Origin of the sequence: Denitratimonas organivorans (assembly GCF_037478135.1) — a bacterium.
In the GTDB taxonomy this organism is placed as follows: Bacteria; Pseudomonadota; Gammaproteobacteria; order Xanthomonadales; family Xanthomonadaceae; genus Denitratimonas.
This window is the reverse complement of record NZ_JBBHDV010000012.1, coordinates 103,632-124,850: the sequence shown is the minus strand read 5'-3', so window position 1 is coordinate 124,850 and position 21,219 is coordinate 103,632. Positions and strand designations below refer to the sequence as shown.

Below are 21,219 nucleotides of genomic sequence, written 5' to 3'. Positions count from 1 at the left end.
GAAACGCCACCGCTTCCTCACCCCTTTCGAGGTATTCTTTCACCACTCACGCGTTGCACTTCGCGGTTGAATCCGCCACCCTTCTCGGTAAGTCCAGTAACACAATAGATGTCAACGATGTATGCACTCTCGACGGCGCAGATATCGCCGAATCTAAGCTCCTCCTTGGACGCTTCCCTGACTGCATCCACCAGAAAGTTGAAGGACGACAGTAACTGCGGGTCTTCAACCAAGCGCCCCATGTCGTCAAAGCGAAGTCGATCGGACCTGACCATCAACCTCGCGACGTTAACGAAATTACTTCCGCAAAACTCTACCTTCTTCCTCGCCATACTCGTCTCCAGAGCCAGAGCCGGCGACTGCCGATCATCCACTGGCCGGAGATCTATGTACTATGACTTCGTCGGTGCTGATCCAAGGAAAAGGCTCCGTTTGCAGTCACCATTCCCGGGTTGGCCGCCTCGTCGTCGAGGACATCGCACTGTAGATGGCACAGATCAGGGCTTCATCGCGCGGTGCTGGCTGATCCACACCACCGCCAGAACCCACCGGAGCACCGGCCACGCGCCATATACCGATCCACTTCTTCCGACAACTCGGATCAGGGAAACCCCATGGCCGCCGACCAACTCACTGCGTGCCAATTCCAGTCCGAGTTCCCGGGCCAATTCCGCCAATCCACCAACTGCCTGGCTGCCGTAGAGTCGACAGCCCTGATCCAGCTGGCCGCCACCCGCGACCGCGACCCAATCGTCTGCAATCGGGATCAGACGGGCATCTTCACGATCGAGCAGATCGAACCATCCAGATGACTGCCCGGAACGGCGAGGTGGACCGAGACCACCCTTGTCCGTCCCAATCCGGACTCCCAGCCTCGCCTCAAGCGCCTGCTTTGCGCGACAGATCGACTCGATCTGCTGCTTTTGCGCCGAGTGCCGGGAAGCAACCCAGCTTTCATCGTTGCCATTGGCCAAGTCCCGCAGAATTCGATCCAAGCTGGCCCAAGTCAGATCCGATCGGTAACGAGGAAGCTCTGGTGCGTCTGGGAGCTCCATGTCCTCTACGCGCGATGGGCCGAGCCGCAGCAGCTTTGCAGTGCGTCTTCGCGTTTCGATGCCATTGGCGGGTCCAGCTCGATCAACTTGCCTGACAGGCAAACCAGTAATGGCGGCCGCGCCGGCACGGGATGCGATCACATGTGTGCCGACATCGAGAGTCGAGTACGCCGTTGGTTCGCTCAGGTACCTCGCCACGGGCGTCAGGATCAGGGCATGACCATCCAGCCGCATCGCCCGGGCCATGTCGCGGGCTCGGGCCCCCGCCTTGGATTGGACGGCAAGGTGTCTGGCCCGCACCCTTCGCTTGCGCATCCAGTAGGTTCGGCCCCTTGGTTGTTGTGTACTCCAGCGAATCAACGAACCGATGGGTTCGAACACTCTTTTTTTCTCGTAACGCACGCCAAGTGCCTCACCAGGAATCTGGAAGATTGGAATGGCGTCAAGCAGCTCCGGGGAGAGTGTCGCGCAAGCGTCATTGAGCCAATTGGCGAACCATGGAGCGTACTTGGCCCAGATGTCGCCTTCCAGCGGGATGAAGCCCGCAGCCGTTCGGGTTTTGATTGACGCAAAGCGGCCGCGCGCCCTGAGATGTATGTAGTCGCATTCACTGCCAAGTACGACGTCACCGAACGTCAAGCCATGAATTGATCTGGGCCTGGCACCGGATGCCTCCGCTATCAGGGCTGCAGCAAGGCAGAGCTCCCGGTAGCGCTTCTCGGAAGGGTCCGTATCGACGGCATCCAGCAGCAACAGGTTGCTGTAGAGCTGCGCGATAACCCTGTCCGCCTCAAGATCGCCCACCAATGCAGGATCTCCTCCTGGGACGGCTACGCCGAATGTTCGATAGAGGATGTCCCAATCAGGATTTGTAACCCGATACCGGCGAGCGATATGGCGGAAGAACCTGCCAAGCGCTCCAAGCACTTCACGACTGCTGCGCCGTCTTGATGTCTCGCAAGCCAGACGGCAAATAGCTGTCAGCTCTTCAGAAGCCAGATCCTCAAGGTTTTCGTCGGCATCGATGTGTCGAAGTACGGATAGAAGTTGGTGGGTTGTCTTGTAGATCGTGCTTATCGCCTGGCCGCCGCTGCTACGCGGTCCACCTCGTTCAAGCAGGTGCCACGCGTATTCCAGAACCAAGCGGCTGACGGTGGGGGTGGCACCGACTTTGGAGAGCGCATCCTCCAGTACCAGCTTCACCTGGCGGTGACGCCTCGCGACTGGTTCAGCGGGGCGGCCCATGATCTCACCACCATAGTCGGGATTGAGGGCATTCAAGACTCTGGAAATGTCCCTCACTGGTACATGCGGTGGATTTCTTCCGGTGTGTGGGCATTCGTTGTTCAGCTTGCTGGGCGCATGCCGAGCATCCCTGCCACCGTGGACTGTACGGCTATCAGCAACCGCAACCGCTCGATCTGCCAATGTTGAAACCGGATCAACGATTTTGTTGAGAATCAGGCGCTCGGCACCATTCAACGTGATCACGCCCGCCACGCGCGCTGTCTCGACCATCTTGCAGGCTATTTTCGCAGCCGCATCCCTCGGGTCGCATAGGTCCGGCACCAGCTTCCTGACAAAGCTTCCCAGCGAAGAGAAGCCATTCCTCGCATGCGCTTCCAGCACGTCGCTCCAACCCTCAACCCTCACCAGACGGCGTGCCAACACTGCCAGGTCACCTGTGAGAACCACATGACCATTCCTGAAGGGAACGCGCAGCAACCATGGTTCGGCATTCGAGTGCTGGCTTCTCGTGATACCTCGAAGTAGCCCAACCACATCGTCCAGATCACAGTACGAAGTTTGCAGCACGATGGACCAGACAGCGGCTGCAGCCAGATCCGCTGCGGCTTTTGGCCCACTGATATCAATCAGCTCGGCTACATGCGCCGCTATCGCTTCCTTGAATGCGTCAACTTGTGCGACCGCAAGACCCACACCTGGAAGGAATGGGCTGGGAATTCGGTACCGCGACAGGACCGGTACCTCCGGAAGATACACCCGCACGGAATGCGCCTTCGCCGTGTTCAGCAAGGCCTTGTGGAGCAGCTTGGTGGCGACGTAGCGTTCCGCAGCGCTGGTTGTAGCTGTGGCGAATGACGCCAAAATGGCTTCCACTTGTAGTTGGCTGATCGTCTTCGGTTCGTCCGCGCGGGAAGACGCATCGCTGCGTGGCTGAAAGGATGGGCAACTGCTCGAGCCCGTAGCATCGAAGCTCGACAGTACTTGCTCGGCATCCACCCGGATCCGTTCCCACACCTCGCCATCAAGAGCGCCCCCGATCTCGTTGAGCTCGGCCCTCAGCGCGGCGAACGCCGCATCGGCAGTGATGGCATGCGATTTACGCCTGACCATCCAGTCCTGCAGGCATACCCGAGGAACCAGTGTGTCCGGAGCAGTGGCCCTTCTACCGCCCGACCATCCGCACTGTGCAAGCCAGTCATCGACAACGCCGGCCAGCTCCCGGCCCAGTTGCCCCGGAGGAAATGGTGCGGAATCGGAAGTGGCATGGTGGTCGTGCGATAGCCATCCCATCTGGAAATACCGGAGCTCGGGATCAACACCTCGCTGGATCAGGAACTGATATAGCCCGTGCCGATGGAGGTTGGGGCGATGTGCCCATAACGGATCGAGAAGGCTCAGCAAGTTCCGGATGTTGATCGGCTCCGGCTCCCTCTCTGTTGGAATGGAGAACAAGGGTGCCGCGCCCGAAAGGATCTTGGATGCGAGATTCTTCGCCTCAACGATTTCGCTGTTGCGAGCAACGCGCGACAGTTCATTGATGAAGCTTTCGAGCTCCCCTGTGAAGCGCCATCCCGTGCAAACAAGACGCGTGGTGTGTGCGGGGTCCGTTACCTTGTCAGTTACGAGTGCAAGGGCATCCTTTGGCAGGAAGTCCTGAATGACCATGCTCGCCAAGCTATTCGCTGGCCGGCACCCCGTCGCCAGGAGGAAGTGGATCGCTAGGCGATCTCGTCGCTGGCGCCACTCCTGGAGTACTTTGCGGTCCGATGGACGGCCCCTGGAGCGCTTGCCGTCACCCTGCAGTTGCACCCAAACCTTCTGATACGGAGGCATTGCCGGTCTGACCCTTGAGCCCAGCCAATGTGCAGCGACCGATTCCCACGGGGCATCGGACCTCACGTCGTCAGTGAAATCATTCACCGTGGCAATCGTGCGTGCCAGTTCCAGCGCAGGGTACGACCCATAGAAGACTGGCGCGGTGGACAATCCGAACGAGTCACCAAAAGCCCGTTGGGCGGCATCTGGCCCAAGGACGTCGGCAATGCCTATCGCGAGGGACAGGCGATACTGGGATCTGGTTGCGGCACGAAGCTTCGCCTTGTCGATCGACCCTGTCAGCAGGAGGTGGTTTGACCAGGATTCCGGCTGCGCTTCGCGTGCCTCAAGCAGCTGCATGGCGAGCGAAGTGCAGTTCGAGGACAACGGAAAAATGACGTCCCCTCCCGTAGGCAGCCATCGATCATCGTTTGCATCTGGAATGAAGTAGTTGGGCGGAAGCAGCTCAGGGCGTCGCAAGGCGCGTGCCGCAAGATCTATCACCGGGATCTGACCGGCGGTGCTCGATCCGAAGCCGACGCTGGAGGCTTCGCGGGCATTCAATCCGCACTCTATCGAAAGCACCGCCGCAAGCTCGTACTGCGCTGCAAACAGGTCGCATTGCGCGAGGGCGCTCTCGGTACGGGCCAAGGCGATTTGCCACTCGCGCCGTCGAAGATCTGCGGGCATGACGTTTTCCTTGGGCCTCAGCAGATCCGGCGAGCTCTGTCGACTCATGTGCACGGACCAGTCCAGAGCATGCCTCATCCTGGGCCCACGAATCTTCTGCCAGGGTTGTACGGGCGATGATGGAAAATGCACACCTTCTTCCGGGTCGTCGCCTTGCTGCTCCGTCGGATTTTCCGTCAGAGCGCTAGGCTGATCGATTGGCACCCCGACGACATAATCAGCCTCTGCAGGATCCGGCTCGAGCTGCCGAACCAGCGCTACGCAGAAGGCTTCAAGTTCGCAGCGCCAGAGGGAGTCAAATGTCTGGTGTCCGGTAATGCCGAGCTCCGGAGCCATCGCTTCCAGCCGCCCCATCTTTGCGATCAGTCGCGTTGGCCCGTTGCATCTGGCAATGGTGTCCTTGAGCTTGGAGGTTCCTTTGCCAACCAAGCCGCGGAGAATCTGGGCCAAGGCCACAACGAGTTCCCCATACCCGAAGGACAGGTGCGCTTCCAGGATGAGCCACGCCAAGGTTCGCTCCAGCGCGGATGGCCGAGCGGGCATGGCCAGCAGGAGCGAGGCAAGCGGAAACTCAGCAGGCCTTCGATTTTTGCCTATGGGCTCGGAGCTTGCATCGCGAGCCAAGTCATTGCCGTATCGAGCGGCGTGACTAAGCACCCGCCTGAACAGGTGCGCCTCTGCCGGGGGGCTCGACAGGATGTCCCTGAGTGCGTGACAGAGAGGGCCGTGCCAGCCCCGAATCGCGATCGGGATCCCCATGGTCTGGGGCATCCCGGCCAGACTGATCTGGCACTCCTCCGACGAGTCGGATGCATCAGCTGTCACATGAGCCATTACTCACCATTGGGGTCAGGTCTGTGCCATGAAAATCCAGATCATTACGCGATGTCAATAGACACAGAGCGTCGTCTGGCCAACCTCAAAGGTACATTACGTCTATTTATTAGTTCTTATAATCAATAGCTTATGGTTTGATTTGTGTGGATAAGAACGATTGAAATCACTCTATGTAGCTATTGAGTGGTAGCTTCCGAAGCCAGGTTCGAATCCCTCCAGGCGCGCCATCACATCCCATTGATTTTCCAAGACTTTTCAGCACTTATTCGCAGCAAGAACAACCTGAGGATGATGTCTTGTGGCCAAAATGTGACCGTTTTTCCTGACGTGCAGAACTGAAGAGCTCGAGCCTGACTAAGGGCTTGTGTGCGGCTGGCCTCCGCTTTGAAAAGACGGCGCGCTGGTGCCGCAATACGTGCCGCCCAGGGATTCGAACCAGCCCAGGGTCAGGCGGTCGGCGTCGTCGTACTGGAAGCGCTCGGCATAGCGCCCGGCCTGCTCGCGGTAGGTGATCTGGCCCTTGTTGTCGTAGTCGTAGAGCGCGTTCTGCACCGTACAGCCGGTGCCGGTGCACACGCCGACCAGTTGCCCGTTGAGCGCGTTGCAGCTGCGGCTGATGGTGGGCCCCGCGCTGGAGCCGCGCCGCTCCAGCGTCACGGCACCGCGCGCATCCACCTGTTCCACAGCGGTGTAGAAGGTGCTGCCGCAGGTGGGTGTGGTGTCCGCTGCGGTGGAGGCGCAGGTCTTGGTGGCAAACCCGCGCGCATCAAACTCCTGCTTGGTCCAGCGGCCACTGGCATCGCGGCTCTTCCATGCCCTGATGTAAATTCGAGTCTGGCTTTGCCCGGGCACGGCGCGGTTCCAATGGTGCGCGCCGTTGAGGATCGTCGACCCGGGATCCATACTTCTCAACGACATCCAGCGACGGGCTTGCCCGTCAGGTCTCGTAATCCCCATGCACAACCTCCTGCTCGTCGGCCTGGGTGGCTTCCTCGGTTCGATCGCCCGCTACACGCTGGGCGGCCTGGTCCTGCACATGACCGTGCAGCAGCACTTTCCGCTCGGCACGTTCACGGTCAACGTCCTCGGCTGCCTGGTGGTGGGTCTGATGGCCGGGGCCACCGAGCGCTACGAGCTGTTCGGTCCGGACGCGCGTCTGTTCCTGTTCACCGGCCTGCTGGGCGGGTTCACCACGTTTTCCGCGTTCGGCCTGGAAGCGATGCAGCTGATCCGGCGCGGCGACCTGGTGACCGCCGCGCTGTACGCCGGCGGCAGCGTGGTCTTCGGCCTCACGGCCGTCTGGCTGGGCTTCAAGCTCGTCTCCATGCTTCCCCGCTGAGGCGGTCCGTGGCTGCATGCGCCGCTTTGCCAGGGCCCGTAGGCGTGCGCCATGGCTTGGACGAGTACATGCGCATCAAATGGGCGGGCTGGGCTGACTGATAGCATCGGTTTGCGGCACGCGCACGACACCCAGACCGGCATGCGCACCCAGCCCTCAATACACCTCCACCGGCCCCAGCGGCACGATGCCGGTGGGGTTGATGGTGCGGTGGCTTTCGTAATAGTGGCGTTTGATGTGATCCATATGGACGGTGTCGCGGATGCCGGGCAGCGCCATCATGCGCGCGGTGAAGGCGTGCAGCGCCGGGTAATCGGCGATGCGGCGCAGATTGCATTTGAAGTGGCCGTGGTAGACGGCATCGAAACGCACCAGCGTGGTGAACAGGCGGATGTCGGCTTCGGTAAGCCGGTCGCCGATCAGCCAGTCGGCGGCGGCGAGTTTTTCCTCCAGCCAGTCCAGGGTCTGGAACAGCGGTCGCACCGCTTCCTCGTAAGCGGCCTGGGTGGTGGCGAAACCGGCACGGTAGACGCCGTTGTTGACGTGCTCGTAGACCCGTTCGTTGATCGCATCGATCTGTCCGCGCAGCGCGGCCGGGTAGAAATCGCCCGGGTGCGCGCCAAGATCGTCGAAGGCGGTGTTGAACATCCGGATCAGCTCGGAGGATTCATTGCTGATGATGCGGCCCCCGCGCTGATCCCACAGCAGCGGCACCGTGACCCGACCGCTCATGCCGGGCTGGGCGCGGGTGTAGAGCTGATGCAGGAAACGGGCGCCCATCACCGGTTCGGGCGTGACGCCGGGGCCTTCCTCGAAGGTCCAGCCATGTTCAAGCATGCGCCAATGCACCACCGACACCGGCAGCAACTCCTCCAGCCCTTTGAGCGCCCGCACGATCAGGGTGCGGTGCGCCCAGGGGCAGGCGTAGCTCACATAAAGACGGTAACGGCCCGCTTCGGCACGATGCCCGTGCTGACCATCCGGGCCGGGGCTGCCGTCGGCGCTGAGCCAGTCACGGAAGCGTGCTTCCTCGCGCTTGAATTGGCCGTCACCGGAGGTGTCGTACCACTGGTCGTGCCACTGTCCATCGATCAAGCGCCCCATACCCGCCTCCCGCGTCTTGCGTCATTCCGTGAACGTCATTCCGTGAAACGGCAGGGTAACGCAGGCTTGGCGAGCGGCTCCATGTCCGGGCCGGACATGGAGCCGTCAGCTGCATCAGGGCGATTCGAAACCGTTTTCGAAGATCTGACTGCAAGTGGCAGGAATCGCGATCTCCCACTCACCCCTCAGATCGTTGCTGCCGAGCGGATCCAGTTCACCGGTCTGAAGGTTGAAGGTGCCGTAGACATAGTTGCCGCCGCCGAAGTAAACGGCCGCATACAGCTTGCCGTCCGCGTTGTTGAAGTCCATGCCCTGGGCGAAGTTGGCATTGAGGCCGGAATCGCCGATCAACGTTGCCACGCCGGTAGCAGGATCAATCGAATACAACGCGTCCTCATCGATGCTGTGGCCGTAGAGTTCGCCTCGGCAGTTCATCGCGATATCGGTCATTAGATGAACTCCGAAATCTCCGATCGGGCTGGCCTCTCCAGTGGCAAGATCCAGCGTGTAAAGGGTTCCTTTGTTGCCATGCGCGTTCGAAAGGTAGGCGACGCCGCTGATCGGATCGATCGCCAGGCCGGTCACCTGTTCGTTGCCGGTGCCCCCCAGTTCCGCGATCTGGGTGAAGCTACCATCACTGGTGTCCAGGGTGCCGAGTTGACGCGGGGTGGTTTCGCGGATGGCGTACAGCGTGGTGCCGGCGGGGTCGAAATCCATCGCGAAAAACAAAGATGTACTGGGATTGCCCAGCAGCGTTGCAGTACCCAGATCGCCGACCAGGTACGCATGCAGTCCCTGTTGCGTACCAGAAAATTCTCCCATGTTGTAGGCAAAGGCCAGATTACCCGCCGCAACAGGCGTCGTCAGCCACGGGATCGGGGCCATCGGGATTTCTTGCGAACCGCACTGCCAAGCGTAACCGGGCGGTTCGGCACCGGCGCTGTTGGCCAGCGCGTCGCAGTCCAGCAGAGCCAGGGACGGGCGTGAGTGGTGATGTACAGGAAGCGGCGCGCAAACCGGACACGGCCATCCTGGCCGCGTGGTCCGTGTCACGCAGGGAGGGTGTTCGCAAGCTTGCGGCGGATGCGGCGCGTACTGGCCTTGGCCAGGGCTCCTGCCGGCGTGACGGTCTTGCTCGATTCATTGCGAACAGCTTTGGTAATAGCTTGCATGGCGGACTTCTGCCGTGATTCCGAGCCCTGATGGCGACCACCTTCACCCTGCCTCATCGAAGTCCTGTGGCACGCCGGGAAAGTTCGCTCGTTCATTCAAGCCGGCGTCCCTCCCGGGACGCAGCCCACCCAGCGTGTTTGATCTACGGCTCAAACCCATCGCCGAAGATGCGGTTGCCGTGGCCCACCGCCGGCATGCCGAAACCACCGCGCAGCCAGTCGTTGATCGCAGCGGCGCCCAGCGCAGGGTTCCAGTTGCCGCGTGACTGGCCGTACACCGCAGTCAGGAAGTCATCGAAGCCCGAACCGAGCCCGAGGTGTTCGATATACGTTTCCAGATCCCGCTCGGGTGCCGGAAACGTGACGGGATCGGTGCTGGCGCCGCTGTCACCGGTCAACGCAGCCCACTCGGCCACGCCCATGTACGTGCCGTCGACACGGAAATGCCGGTTGCCTGCGGCGGGTGAGTGGTAGCGGTTGTTGCCGGTAAACAGGTAACCGCCCGGGTCCAGCGAGACCAGCGGGCTTTCCGAGGAGGCCTGCACGGTATTGTTGTGGAACAGGACCTGATCAAAGTTGCCCCCGTCCTGCAGCCGCACCAGCCCGCCGTACGTGCTGCTGTGGAAGTTGGCGATGACGTTGTTCTCGACCAGGACCGTCTCTCCCTGCGAGGGTGCGGTGACCTGGAGCGCATAGCTGTTGGTTATCGGCGCGCGCTGGTGAATGAACAGATTGCTGCGGATGCTGCCGTACTTCCAGTCGATCGCCTCCACGCTCCAGGACAGGGAGCGGTTGGTCGGCCGTGAGCGGCCGATGTCGGTGAACACGTTGTTGTGGATGGCAATGTCATCGAAGCGCAGCGCACCACCGGGTGGATAGTTGCCACCCAGGCTGATCCCGATCTCGCCGTCGACATATAGGTTGTTGTCAGTGACCAGTCGCCGGCTGTCATAGTGCTCGGCAGTCAGGTAGGCGGTCCATTTGTTGCTTATGGATGAGGGGCGCAGGAACAAGTTTCGCTGGAACAGCACGTTGCTGGCCGAGCTGAAATAGGTGTTGTGGTTGAAGATGGTCGCCTGGCCGCCTTCGGCATCGTTGTTGCCGTTGATCGACTGGATGCGCCAGCCGTTGTGGTCGAACAGGTTCTCCTGCAGCAGGATGGTCGCCACACCGTCGCCATGCCCCTTGCCGCTGTGGTAGATGCCCTGCGAATGCCCCATGCCCGTGGTTTTGTAATTGCCGGAAATGATGCTGCGTCGGACCGCCAGCCGGGTGATTGGCTCGTTCGGTGCATCACCGGTGAACACGTTGTTGGCATAGGTGCGGAACACGCAGTCCTCGATCAGCACGTCGCGCACCTGGTTCAGACTGGGCGCCTGCCAGGTGGAAAAGCTCATGCCGCTGCCGCCCTCGTAACCGGTGAAGTAGGGCCCGTCGGTATCACGGGTATGGGCCCAAAAGCGGATGCCGACCACGGCCACATTCACCGGATGGGACGAGGCGATGCCGCGTTCGACGCCGGTGCGCAGTTCCGGGCGCGGTCCTTCACCCCAGGCGGTGGCGACCATGCGTTCGGTGGCCGAGCGCCCGCGCCGTATCGGCAGTGATTCTTCCCAGACACCTCCAGCGCGCAGCAGCAGCCAGTCGGGTGAATCCTGGCGCAGCTGTGCTTGCGCCGCCGCCAGTGTACGGAACGCCAGCACCGCCCCCACCGGTTGCGTTGGATCGGCACCGATGACTGCGTCTGCGAGCAAATGGAACTGGCCGTTGCTGTCACTTCCAGCATTGGCATCGACATAGACCAGACGGCTGTCGGCCGAGGGCGTCAGGATCGACCAGCCCGCCTCGTCCTGCTGCGGCAGGTTGAAATCGGCCACGGACAAGCCGCCGCCCGCCATGGAAATGCCGGAAACGGCAAGCAGCGCCAGAACGACGCCCAGCCGCTGCAGACTGGTCAGCTGCGGCCACGATGGATGGTGCGATGTGCCCATGGAACGGATCTCCCTTGTCGACGCGTCACGCCCGCTCGAAACTCGGGAGCGCAGCCGCGGCGGCTATGAACAGCCATCGCCTGGCGGCAGTGGCCGGACGGGGAGAACCCTCAGCCTGGGTGGTTCGGCGTCCCCGCATCCCGTGCCGAGAGTGATGCGCGGTCGCCGTTGATGCTTCAACGCGGGATCGTTTCTGGATCAGGAATCGATCAGAACGTGGCTTCTGCCGCCTTCGTCACAGGCAAATCGCCGCGCTGCGCGAGGGTGTCCACTTCGAGCGGAAGGGCGCGCTCACCCGCCAGCCGCCGAAGGTGGTGGAGGGCCGCAGAGCGCGCGGCTTGCGGTTCCAGCACATAAAGAAGGCGGATGCGCGCGCGGGCGGCGCCGAAATGATGGCTGGCGGATGGCGCCAGACGCTGCATCAGTTGCAGCAGGCGCGGCTGCTGTCCTTCGATGTCGGCAAGCCAGGGCAGCGCCATCTCGGCGAACTGCAGCCAATGCCGGGGACTGGCGCCATCGTCGAGCAGCGCCCATGACTGGTCCACCTGCATCAGGGCGGCGGACTGGTCACCTTCGGCCCGGGACACGGCCATGTCGGCCGCCAAGGCGTGCAGGCGGACGGCCCGCAACGTAATCTCCTGCGACCACTGCCGGAGCGCCCGGGCCTCGCGTCGGGCAGCTTCCAGGTCTCCGCCATCGAGGCTGGCCTGCACCTGCAGCTGCCACGCTTCGGCGTGGAAGTGGCGCAGGTTGCGATGCGCCGCCAGACGCTCACGCGCGAGGGCGGCCTGGTGCAGGCGTGCGTTCGACGGTGCGCTTTGCGCCACCAGCAAGCGGGTCTTCAACAGCTCATGCACGGCCTGGTAGGCAGCCAGCCCGGATTGGCCGGCAAGACCCTCCTGCAATGATGCCAGCGTCGTCGTCGCCTGCTGCACGCGGCCGTGTTCCAGCAGCCACATCGCTTCGACAATCTGTGCATAGGCGCGCGCGAGTGGACTGCCCACGTGCCCGCGCTGCAGGCGGGCAGCGACCTTGTCGGCGGCCGGCAGATCGAGGCTGGCCAGGTGCAACTCCAGCTGCGCCGCCAACACGTGCACGATGCCGGACGCATCGCCCAGCGCGGTGAAGCCGGCCAGCGCCCGTTCCAGTTCGCTGCCGGCCTCCATCAGGCGTTCGCTGCGAAGTGCATGTACGCCCAGATTGCTGGCCAACACCGATTGGCGCTGCAGATCGCCTACTCCGATCAACAGGTGCCGGGCGCGGACCAGATGCAGGTCGGCTGCGGCCAGCTCGCCGCGCTCTTGTGCCAGCAACCCCAGATTCATCTGCACCACGCCGAGCAGATCGGCATCGGTGGCGGCATCCAGTTGCAGCGCTAGTTCCTCAAGCAGCGCTTGGGTGCGCGCCGGTTCGCCCATCATCGCGTAGACGCTGGCGAGGCTGGTCCGCGCTCGCGCCCGGAGACGCCGGTCACCCACCGGGTCCAGACTTTCCAGCACACTCTCGAAGCGTTCCCGCGCCTGCGCCAGATCGACGCGATGGAACGCCACCGCCGCCTCGGCCATGCGCAGCCGCGGATGTTCGCGCAGTTCCGCGTCGGCGCCGGCAATCAGGTGCTCGACGCGATCCAGGTCGCGTTCCAGCAACGCGGCATCCACCTCCAACAGCAGGCCCAGCACGGCAGCGCTTTCCGACGGTACCGGTGCCGGTGCGTGTCCCAGCGCGAGTGCCAGTCGATCGGCAGCCTCGCGCGCGGCGGCGAGGGCATCGTCGGCTTCGGCCAGCACGCGGGTGGATGCGTGCCCGGGCCCGCGAGCGTCGATATGCACCACCCAGACGCCTTGGGCCTGGCTGATACGGGCGTTCACCACCTGGGCGCCGGTCGCATTCAGCGCGGCCTCGTTTCCGTCCCGGAGTGCGGTTCCCTGCAGTGCCAGCGCGGTCTCGACCGGCACCGTGGTCGCGCCGGCAGCGCGCAAGCGGCTGGCCACCAGATCCATGAGTCCCAGCCGCATCCAGGTCGTGTCCGGCTCATCGCCGGCGATCACCGGCCGCACCAGCATTGCCTGCGGCGGCACAGCGGTTGCGAACGCCCCAGGGTTTGCGGTTTCTGGCACCGCCACCGGCCTCTGCACCCACGCGGCGACCGCAACAACGACCGCCACCAACGCGAATGACCACCATGGCAGCCGCCGGGCCACACCCGTGGCCGCCATCGGCGCTGCCGCAACTGTCGGCGGCTCGACCGACGCGGCACTTGAAGCGGCGACCTGCTCCACCGGCGCCACCCAGCGATAACCGAAGCCGCGGATCGAACGGATCGGCCCGTCCGGACCGCCGTCACCCAAGATGCCGCGCAGTTCGAAGATGGTCTGCGCCAGCGCGCCGTCGCTCAGGTGTATGTGGCCCCACACCGCATTGATCAGCTCATCGCGGGACAGGGCGCGGTGGTGGTTGGCCACCAGATGCAGCAGACAGGACATCGCCCTCGGCGGAACCGCGATCTCGACGTCATTGCGGGAAAGCACCCGCGTGCCCGCGTCCAGCAGCCATGGGCCGGTTCGCCAAACCCGGCAATCCAGATGGGTATCGGATCGGGGAGCGGACACCGGCACCTCACTGCGGCAAAAGAGACAACATTCTGTCACGAAATGTCACAACCACCTTCCCGTCGCACCACCGCGTGCAGCAGCGATGACGGCGATGGTGGGCATTTGCCACTGACGCGCCCCGGCAACGGGCCCGGCGCAGAAAGCGGCAGCCACCTGATCCTGCGCTTCTGGCCGTTCCGGTTGCGGCATCAGTACGTCATCAGCGAACCCTGATCGAATCCTGATTCCATCATGATATTGATGACGCCGCAGTCGGCGCTGGTGGCCGCAAGTGCAGACTATCCTTCGCTTTTCCGCGCGAAGGGCGAGCGATATGAAGTCTGTAATTGCCATGGTGTGCCTGCTGCTGGCCGGCCCGGCGGCCGCCATGCACGTGTTCGACGGAACCGATGCCACCCATGTCGCGGTGGCGGACGGGCCGTGGTTCGATCCAGCAACATGGCAGCCCGCAGTACCCGGCGAGGGTGCGGTGGTACATATCCCGGCGGGTCGGAGTGTGGTCTATGCCGGCCACGGCAACGCCGGTTTGCGCGGCCTGCTGGTGGACGGGCAGTTGCATTTCGATCCTGACCAGTCCAGCACGATGCGCGTGGACACCTTTGAAGTCGGCATGGCCGGCGAAGTGTTGATTGGTACCGTGGGAGCGCCGGTACAGCCGGACGTGCTGGTACGTATCGTCTTCACTTCCGATACCGATATCGACATCGTCCAGGACCCACAGCTGCTGGGCCGTGGCCTGGTAGCGCACGGACGCGTGCACATCCACGGCGCGCGCAAGACGGTGCACGGCAAGGTGGCGGTGGATCCGCTGGCCGGACAGACCAGCCTGCAGATGGCGCAGGCGCCGGAAGGTTGGCAGGTCGGCGACACTCTGGTGCTGACCGGCACCCGCTATTCGGGCTGGAAGTGGGACAACGCCATCGGGGCGGTGCGCTACCACGGTACCCAGGATGAGGTGCTGACCGTGACATCGCTAGATGGCGCGAGCATCGGCTTCACCCCGCCGCTGCAACACGACCACCGCACACCGCGACTGGATCTGAAGGCCTCGGTCGCCAACTTCAGCCGCAACGTGCGCTTTGAAACCGAAGGTGGTGAAACCGCGCCGATCCACCGGCGTGGCCACGTGATGCTGATGCACCATACCGATTACGACGTGCGCTACGCGCAGTTCCAGCACCTGGGCCGTACCGACAAATCCATCGCCAGTTTCGATCCCGACCAGTTGCCGGGCCTGACGCCGACCAGCAACATCCGCACCCGCTATCCAATGCACCTGCACTTCACCGGCCTGAACGAGCCGGACAAGCCGTCGATGGTGATCGGCAATGCGGTGTTCAACAGCCCGGGCTGGGGTTACGTGCATCACGCCAGCAACGCGATCTTCGACGACAACGCCAGTTTCGACACCCATGGCGCCGGCTTCGTGGCCGAAACCGGTGACGAGATCGGCTCGTGGACGCGCAACATCGCGATCAAGGCCGAGGGCAACTCCTCGTTCAATCCGAAAAACGGCAACGACGTTGCCAGCCACGACATGGGCCGCACCGGCGCCGGGTTCTGGTTCCAGGGGCGAATGGTGCGCAACGTCGGCAACGTGGCCGCCAGCGTCAACCATGGCTATGCCTACCTGCACCGCGGCACCCGCATGCGCTCGTTCCCGCACACGCTGTTCCCAATGGGCGATGGGCTGCGGCGTTCACGTGCGGAGTCGCCGGACCATCCGCCGATCCTGAACTTCCACGACAACGAGGCCTTCGCCAGCACGGTCGGCATCTACGTGGTCAAGGCCAATCCCAATCAGGGCCACGGTATCCACACCCATATTTCCGACTTCCGCGCCTGGGAGGTGCGGGCCGGGGCGGCGATGGAGTACACCTCGCACTACCTGCTGGAGGACATCGACGTCATCGGCAACACGCCCGAGCCGTTCCGGCAGCCGGCGTTCGGCATCGAGTTCGGCAGGAACGCCACCGACATGGTGGTGCGTGGTGCGCACATCGCCGACATGCCAACGGGCGTGATCCTGAGCAAGGATTTCACCACCAACGATCCGGTGACGAAGAAGCAGTACGTCACCATCGATATCGACTTCGACAACGTGCCCGAGCAATACCGGCACCTGGATACCAGTGTCGACCAGGTCCTGACCAGCGCCGACCTGGTGCCGGAGCGCTTCGATATCGAGCTCAACGACGGACAGATGCTGGAATACAACGACCCGGGTACCGGCGGCCATGTCGAGCTGCCATTCATCGGCAGCAAGACCGACAGCATCGGCAGCCAGCAGATACCGGCCGGCACCGATTGGCTCGGCGTGCCGGCCCGGGAAATGATCTACAACGTCTCCAACGACGGCTACTACCGCACCGCCGACAACGTACCCTATGCCATCGTGCCGCAGTATTTCACCAGCCGTGCCGAAGGCATCGTCCACAAGTACGGCCTGCTGGTGCGTCTGGGCCCGGCCGTGGAAACGCAACTGGGCTACCAGCACAGCGCGTGGCGCAATGCCTTCCAGCGTGGCGTTCTTGATCTGGACAGCCAGCCGCCGCTGGCCGTTGATGATGCCGTCATCGTTGCGCGCAATGGCCAGGTGATCATCGATGTGCTGGCCAACGACAGCGATCCCGATGGCGATCCGTTGGAACTGGATGGCTTCGTGCCGCCAACGTACGGACTGGCCTGGGCCACCGCCGATGGCCGCATCGGCTACCGGCCGGACCCGGAGTTCACCGGAATCGATCAATTCCGGTACTGGGCCACCGACCGCCACGGCCACTTCAGTCCGGCGACTGTGAAGGTGAACGTGGGTGGCGGCGGGGTTTTCGCGGACGGCTTCGAGTCGCCGTAGTCAGGCAGTGCCTGATGCGGGTGCTGCTGGACCGGCACCCGCATCAGCGCTCACCGGCTCCAGCCTTCCACACGCACCGACAGGTCCGGGGCAGGACGTGCAGCCCGAGGCGGTCGCGGATGCGTAGATCTTCTCCAGCACCCGATGCGGCGCGAGCGTATCAGTCGGAGGCGCGGGTATCGCTGCGTTCGCGGAAAACGGACAGGCCCTTGAGCATGTTCAGGGCTTCGCGCACGCCGCTGTCGTCGAGTTCTTCCGGGCGTTGCAGCGGGATGATCGGGATCGAGCTATCGACGGCGGCTTCGGCTTCGGGCGTTTCGTTGTCGCCGCGCAGGTGGCCGGGAAGGTCGCGTTCGCGCACCGTCGGCGGCTGGTCGGGGACGCTGGCGATCTGGTCGATGCGGCTTTCCAGCGGCACGTCCGGAATGATGCCGGTGGCCTGGATCGAGGTGCCGCTCGGGGTGTAGTAACGCGCGGTGGTGAGCTTGATCGAATCGCCGTTGTCCAGCGGCAGCACGGTCTGCACCGAGCCCTTGCCGAAGGTCGGCGAACCCAGCACCAGGGCGCGGTTGTGGTCGCGCAGTGCGCCGGCCAGCACTTCGGCGGCGCTGGCGGTGCCACCGTCCACGAGGATCGCGATCGGTGCGCCTTCCAGCAGATCACCGTTGTGCGCACCCAGTTCGCTGCGCGAATGCGGCAACCGGCCACGGGTGGACACGATCAAACCGTCATCCAGGAACAGGTCGGCCGCCTCGACCGCGGCATTGAGCAGGCCGCCGGGATTGCTGCGCAGGTCCAGCACCAGCCCCTTCACCTCGCCCTCGTTCTGCTGCATCGCCTGCTGCAGCTTGCGGTCCAGTTCCAGCCCGGTATCGGCCTGGAAGGTGGAAATGCGGGCGTAGACATAACCCGGTTCCAGCGTCTTCACGCGCACGCTGGCGACGCGGATGATTTCCCGCGTCAGGGTGAACAGCAGCGGTTCCGCCGCGCCTTCGCGTTCCACCGTCAGGCGGGTCTGGCTGCCGGCGGCGCCGCGCATCGAATCGATCGCGGCATCCACGCCATCCACGGTGATCGGTTCGCCATCGATCGCGGTGATGACATCGCCGGGCAGGATGCCGGCGCGCGCGGCCGGGGTTTCATCAATCGGTGCGATCACCAGCAGGCTGCGGTCCGGCTGCTGGATGACTTCCAGGCCCAGGCCTTCGTAGGCGCCGCTGGCGGCTTCGTTGAGGGCGCGGGATTGCTCGGCATCCAGATAGGCGCTGTGCGGGTCCAGATCGATCAGCAGGCCGCGGATCGCGGCGCGCATCAGCGTGGCGTCGTCGATCGGATCGACATAGCCTTGCTTGACCGCGCGGAACACGGCGACGAAGCGGCGGATTTCGTCGAGGCTGACGGCATCCTCGGCATCCTCGGCATCCTCGGCATCGGCCGCATCGGCGACATCGGTTTCCTCAGCAGTTGCCTCCGTATCCGCTGCGGTGCCGGATTCAGCCGGCTGACCGGAATCGCCGCTGCTGTCCGCCGGCGGGGTTGCGGCGGGTTCGCGCGCGGCCAGCGGTGCGGAGAATATCAGCGCGCAGACCAGTGCCAGCGCGACGTGAAAACGGGAGGGGATCAGGCGATTCATGCTGTGATTATCGCATGGCGCCAAGGCTTCAGCGGCGTGCGAACCAGCCGCGCGGGTCCACCGGCCGGCCGTTGCGGCGCAGCTCGAAATACAGCGCCGCCTGTTGTCGGCCGCCGGAACTTCCGGCGCTGGCGAGGGTATCGCCGGCCTTGATCCAGTCGCCGACATCGCGGTGCAGGCTGTCGTTCTGGGCATACAGGCTCATATAGCCGTCGCCGTGATCGACGATGACGATCAGGCCATACCCCTTGAGCCAGTCGGAAAACGCCACCCGCCCATGCGCCACCGCGCGCACCGGCGCACCGGCCTCGGCTGCGATCAGCCAGCCCTGGCTGGTGCGGCCATCCGGCAGCTTGCCGCCGAACGCGGTCAGGGTACGACCCGGCAACGGTGGATCGAGTTTGCCGCGACGCTGGGCGAACGGCTGCACCGCATCCAGCTCATCCGGAATGTCGGCGAAGATGTCCTGCAGGCGTTCGAGCAGCTGCGCCAGCGCGGCTTCATCGCGGCCCAGTTCCCTGAGGCGTTCGCCGGTATCGCTCAGGCGCTGCTCCAGTCCGGCCACCAGCGCCCGGCGTTCCTCGCGCTGGCTTTCCAGATCGGCGATGCGTTGCTGCTGCTGCGCGCGGCTGGCGTCCAGTTGCTGGCGGTATTGGTCGAGCTGGCGCACGACCTGGGCCAGCTCGTCCAGTTCTTCCAGCAGGGTTTCGATGCGCGTGATGCGGTGCTGCTGGAAGTAGCGCTGATAGCCCTGCACCCGTGCCATCGCATCGAGCCGGTCCTGCGCCAGCAACAGTTTGAGCTGCTGGTGTTGGCCCAGCGCGTAGGCCGAACGCAGCAGCGCGGCGAGCGATTCGCGTTGCGTGGCAAGACCGGCTTCGAGGCTGTCACGCCGGGCTTGCAGCTGCGCCAGCGTGGCCAGCTGACCGGCGACTTCGTCATCGATCAGGCGCAGCGCGCGGCTTTCCTGATCCACCAGCTGGTCGGCCTCGCGCACCGCGCGGCTGGCGCTGTCGCGTTCGCCATCCAGTTGCTGGCGCAGCGCGGTGAGTGCGGCGATTTCCTGCCGGATTTCGGCCAGTTTGCGCTGGGTTTCAGCTTCGCGCGCAGAAGGCTCGGCCGCCGCCGCAGTGCCCGCCAACACCAGCAGCAGCGCCAGCGCCGGCAGCAGGCGATGCAGGTAAAACCGGCAGCCAGCGGCAGCTTTCACGCCGTGGTGGCGGTGTCGCCGGGCAGGAACTGCACCAGCGCGTGGCCGCTCATTTCCTGCGGCTGCGCGATGCCCAGCAGGTGCAGCAGCGTGGGTGCCACATCCTTGAGCGCGCCATCGTCGCGCAGCGTGGCCGGGCGGCCGAGATAAACCAGCGGCACCGGGCCGGTAGTGTGTGCGGTATGGGCCTGGCCGGTGGCCGCATCGCGCATCATTTCCAGATTGCCGTGGTCGGCGGTCACCAGCATTTCGCCACCGACCTTGCGGATGGCCGCCGTCAACGCGCCCAGCGCTTCATCGACCGCTTCTGCTGCGCGGATCGCGGCCGACAGGCTGCCGGTGTGGCCGACCATATCGGGGTTGGCGAGGTTGCAGATGATCACGTCGTAGCGCTGCTGTTCGATCGCATCGACCAGTTTGGCGGTGACTTCCGGCGCGCTCATTTCCGGCTTCAGATCGTAGGTGGGCACGTCCGGGCTCGGCACCAGGATGCGTTCTTCACCCGGCCAGCGGGCTTCGCGCCCGCCGCTGAAGAAGAAGGTGACGTGCGCGTATTTCTCGGTTTCGGCGATGCGCAGCTGGCTCAGACCATGCGAGGCCAGCACTTCGGGCAAGGTGTTGACCAGGTTTTCCGGTGCGAACGCGAGCGGCGCCGGCAAGGTGGCGTCGTATTCGGTCAGGCAGACGAAACGCGACAGCGCGATCACACGCGGCCGCACGAATCCGGAAAACTCCGGCTGCACGAAACTGGCGCTGAGCTGGCGCGCGCGGTCGGCGCGGAAATTCATGAACACCACCGCATCGCCATCGCGCATCGGGTGGGCGCCATCGATCACCGTGGGCTGCACGAACTCGTCGTTTTCCTCGCGCGCATAGGCCGCCTCCAGCGCACTGCGCGCATCGGTGGCACGCGCCGACGCCTGCGCCTCGGCAATCGCCAGATACGCCTTTTCGACCCGCTCCCAGCGGTTGTCGCGGTCCATCGCGAAATAGCGCCCGCTGACGCTGGCCACATGCGCACCCGGCACTTTGGCGCAGTGTTCCAGCAGGCGCTCGATGCTGGACGCGGCCGAACGCGGCGGCGTGTCGCGGCCATCCAGGAAGGCATGCACCGCGATGTGCGGCACGCCTTGGCGGCGCGCCAGTTCCAGCATCGCGAAGATATGGTCCTCGTGGCTGTGCACCCCGCCCGGCGACAGCAGGCCGAACAGATGCAAGGTGCCGTTGTTGGCAATCGCGCCCTGGCAGGCGGCTACCAGTTCGGCGTTGTCGAAGAAGCTGCCATCGGCGATCGCCGCATCGATGCGGGTCAGATCCTGATACACCACGCGCCCGGCGCCCAGGTTCATATGCCCCACTTCCGAATTGCCCATCTGCCCGTCCGGCAGGCCGACGCGCAAGCCGGAGGTGTGGATCAGCGTATGCGGACAACTGCGCAGCAACCCGCGCCAATGCGGCAGATGCGCCTGCGCGATGGCATTGTCGGTGGGATCATCGCGCTGGCCCCAGCCATCCAGGATCAGCAACAGAACGGGCTTGGGTCGCGACACGGCATGACTTCCGGCAGTGAAAATGCAGGAGGATGATAACGGATGCTGGCAACCGCGCCGTGGCGGCGCAGCGCAACCGCTGTCCATTTTCCGCCCCGCACCGCCGGCG

Annotated in this window: 13 protein-coding genes; 2 read left to right on the top strand and 11 right to left on the bottom strand. The window is 64.0% G+C overall.

The features are described from left to right. Nucleotides 1-17 precede the first annotated feature (17 nt). The 3 genes from WDB66_RS12425 to WDB66_RS12415 all read right to left on the bottom strand — a co-directional run bounded on the left by WDB66_RS12425 (nucleotide 18) and on the right by WDB66_RS12415 (nucleotide 6,497). Entirely contained in the window at nucleotides 18-332 is a 315-nt protein-coding gene (locus WDB66_RS12425) for a hypothetical protein (RefSeq protein WP_339398910.1), read from the bottom strand. Nucleotides 333-497: 165 nt separating this feature from the next. Continuing rightward, nucleotides 498-5,318 (bottom strand): hypothetical protein, encoded by a 4,821-nt coding sequence (locus WDB66_RS12420; RefSeq protein ID WP_339398909.1) that lies wholly within the window; start codon nucleotides 5,316-5,318, stop codon nucleotides 498-500. Between the two features lie 681 nt (nucleotides 5,319-5,999). After that, nucleotides 6,000-6,497: a hypothetical protein gene (locus WDB66_RS12415; protein ID WP_339398908.1), complete on the bottom strand. Its 498-nt coding sequence runs from the start codon at nucleotides 6,495-6,497 to the stop codon at nucleotides 6,000-6,002. 103 nt (nucleotides 6,498-6,600) lie between these two features. Here WDB66_RS12415 and crcB point away from each other — a divergent pair, with 103 nt between their 5' ends. Next, nucleotides 6,601-6,984 (top strand): fluoride efflux transporter CrcB, encoded by a 384-nt coding sequence (gene crcB, locus WDB66_RS12410; RefSeq protein ID WP_339398907.1) that lies wholly within the window; start codon nucleotides 6,601-6,603, stop codon nucleotides 6,982-6,984. Nucleotides 6,985-7,140: 156 nt separating this feature from the next. On the opposite strand, the gene WDB66_RS12405 is transcribed toward crcB, so the two are convergent. From WDB66_RS12405 to WDB66_RS12385, 5 genes are all read right to left on the bottom strand, one after another. Beyond that, nucleotides 7,141-8,088, bottom strand: a complete 948-nt coding sequence (locus WDB66_RS12405; RefSeq protein WP_339398906.1) for a glutathione S-transferase family protein — start codon at nucleotides 8,086-8,088, stop codon at nucleotides 7,141-7,143. A 114-nt stretch (nucleotides 8,089-8,202) separates the two neighbouring features. Continuing rightward, nucleotides 8,203-8,973, bottom strand: coding sequence for a DUF6923 family protein (locus WDB66_RS12400; RefSeq protein WP_339398905.1), 771 nt, complete (start codon nucleotides 8,971-8,973; stop codon nucleotides 8,203-8,205). Nucleotides 8,974-9,137: 164 nt separating this feature from the next. After that, nucleotides 9,138-9,260, bottom strand: a complete 123-nt coding sequence (locus WDB66_RS12395) for a hypothetical protein (protein ID WP_339398904.1) — start codon at nucleotides 9,258-9,260, stop codon at nucleotides 9,138-9,140. 143 nt (nucleotides 9,261-9,403) lie between these two features. Continuing rightward, nucleotides 9,404-11,251 (bottom strand): hypothetical protein, encoded by a 1,848-nt coding sequence (locus WDB66_RS12390; RefSeq protein ID WP_339398903.1) that lies wholly within the window; start codon nucleotides 11,249-11,251, stop codon nucleotides 9,404-9,406. Nucleotides 11,252-11,460: 209 nt separating this feature from the next. After that, the gene (locus tag WDB66_RS12385; RefSeq protein ID WP_339398915.1) at nucleotides 11,461-13,779 is read right to left on the bottom strand and encodes a winged helix-turn-helix domain-containing protein; all 2,319 of its coding nucleotides are present in this window, start codon (nucleotides 13,777-13,779) and stop codon (nucleotides 11,461-11,463) included. A gap of 397 nt (nucleotides 13,780-14,176) precedes the next feature. Between WDB66_RS12385 and WDB66_RS12380 the strand changes: the two genes are divergently transcribed. After that, nucleotides 14,177-16,717: an Ig-like domain-containing protein gene (locus tag WDB66_RS12380; protein WP_339398902.1), complete on the top strand. Its 2,541-nt coding sequence runs from the start codon at nucleotides 14,177-14,179 to the stop codon at nucleotides 16,715-16,717. 160 nt (nucleotides 16,718-16,877) lie between these two features. Here WDB66_RS12380 and WDB66_RS12375 read toward each other — a convergent pair whose 3' ends face one another. The 3 genes from WDB66_RS12375 to gpmI are packed head-to-tail and all read right to left on the bottom strand — an operon-like array spanning nucleotide 16,878 to nucleotide 21,110. Next, entirely contained in the window at nucleotides 16,878-18,350 is a 1,473-nt protein-coding gene (locus WDB66_RS12375; protein ID WP_339398901.1) for a S41 family peptidase, read from the bottom strand. A 28-nt stretch (nucleotides 18,351-18,378) separates the two neighbouring features. Continuing rightward, nucleotides 18,379-19,560 carry a murein hydrolase activator EnvC family protein gene (locus tag WDB66_RS12370; RefSeq protein WP_339398900.1) on the bottom strand — a complete coding sequence of 394 codons (1,182 nt, stop codon included), beginning with the start codon at nucleotides 19,558-19,560 and terminating at the stop codon, nucleotides 18,379-18,381. Beyond that, complete coding sequence (gpmI, locus tag WDB66_RS12365; protein ID WP_339398899.1) at nucleotides 19,557-21,110, bottom strand: 2,3-bisphosphoglycerate-independent phosphoglycerate mutase; 1,554 nt, start codon at nucleotides 21,108-21,110, stop codon at nucleotides 19,557-19,559. The genes WDB66_RS12370 and gpmI overlap by 4 nt, the downstream gene beginning before the upstream one ends. Nucleotides 21,111-21,219 lie beyond the last annotated feature (109 nt).

Excerpts from the sequence above, each read along its gene's own strand:
- WDB66_RS12405 (WP_339398906.1), bottom strand. The coding sequence starts at position 8,088 with ATGGGGCGCTTGATCGATGGACAGTGGCACGACCAGTGGTACGACACC.
- crcB (WP_339398907.1), top strand. The coding sequence starts at position 6,601 with ATGCACAACCTCCTGCTCGTCGGCCTGGGTGGCTTCCTCGGTTCGATC.
- WDB66_RS12425 (WP_339398910.1), bottom strand. The coding sequence starts at position 332 with ATGGCGAGGAAGAAGGTAGAGTTTTGCGGAAGTAATTTCGTTAACGTC.
- WDB66_RS12375 (WP_339398901.1), bottom strand. The coding sequence starts at position 18,350 with ATGAATCGCCTGATCCCCTCCCGTTTTCACGTCGCGCTGGCACTGGTC.
- WDB66_RS12400 (WP_339398905.1), bottom strand. The coding sequence starts at position 8,973 with ATGGCCCCGATCCCGTGGCTGACGACGCCTGTTGCGGCGGGTAATCTG.
- WDB66_RS12380 (WP_339398902.1), top strand. The coding sequence starts at position 14,177 with ATGAAGTCTGTAATTGCCATGGTGTGCCTGCTGCTGGCCGGCCCGGCG.
- WDB66_RS12390 (WP_339398903.1), bottom strand. The coding sequence starts at position 11,251 with ATGGGCACATCGCACCATCCATCGTGGCCGCAGCTGACCAGTCTGCAG.
- WDB66_RS12395 (WP_339398904.1), bottom strand. The coding sequence starts at position 9,260 with ATGCAAGCTATTACCAAAGCTGTTCGCAATGAATCGAGCAAGACCGTC.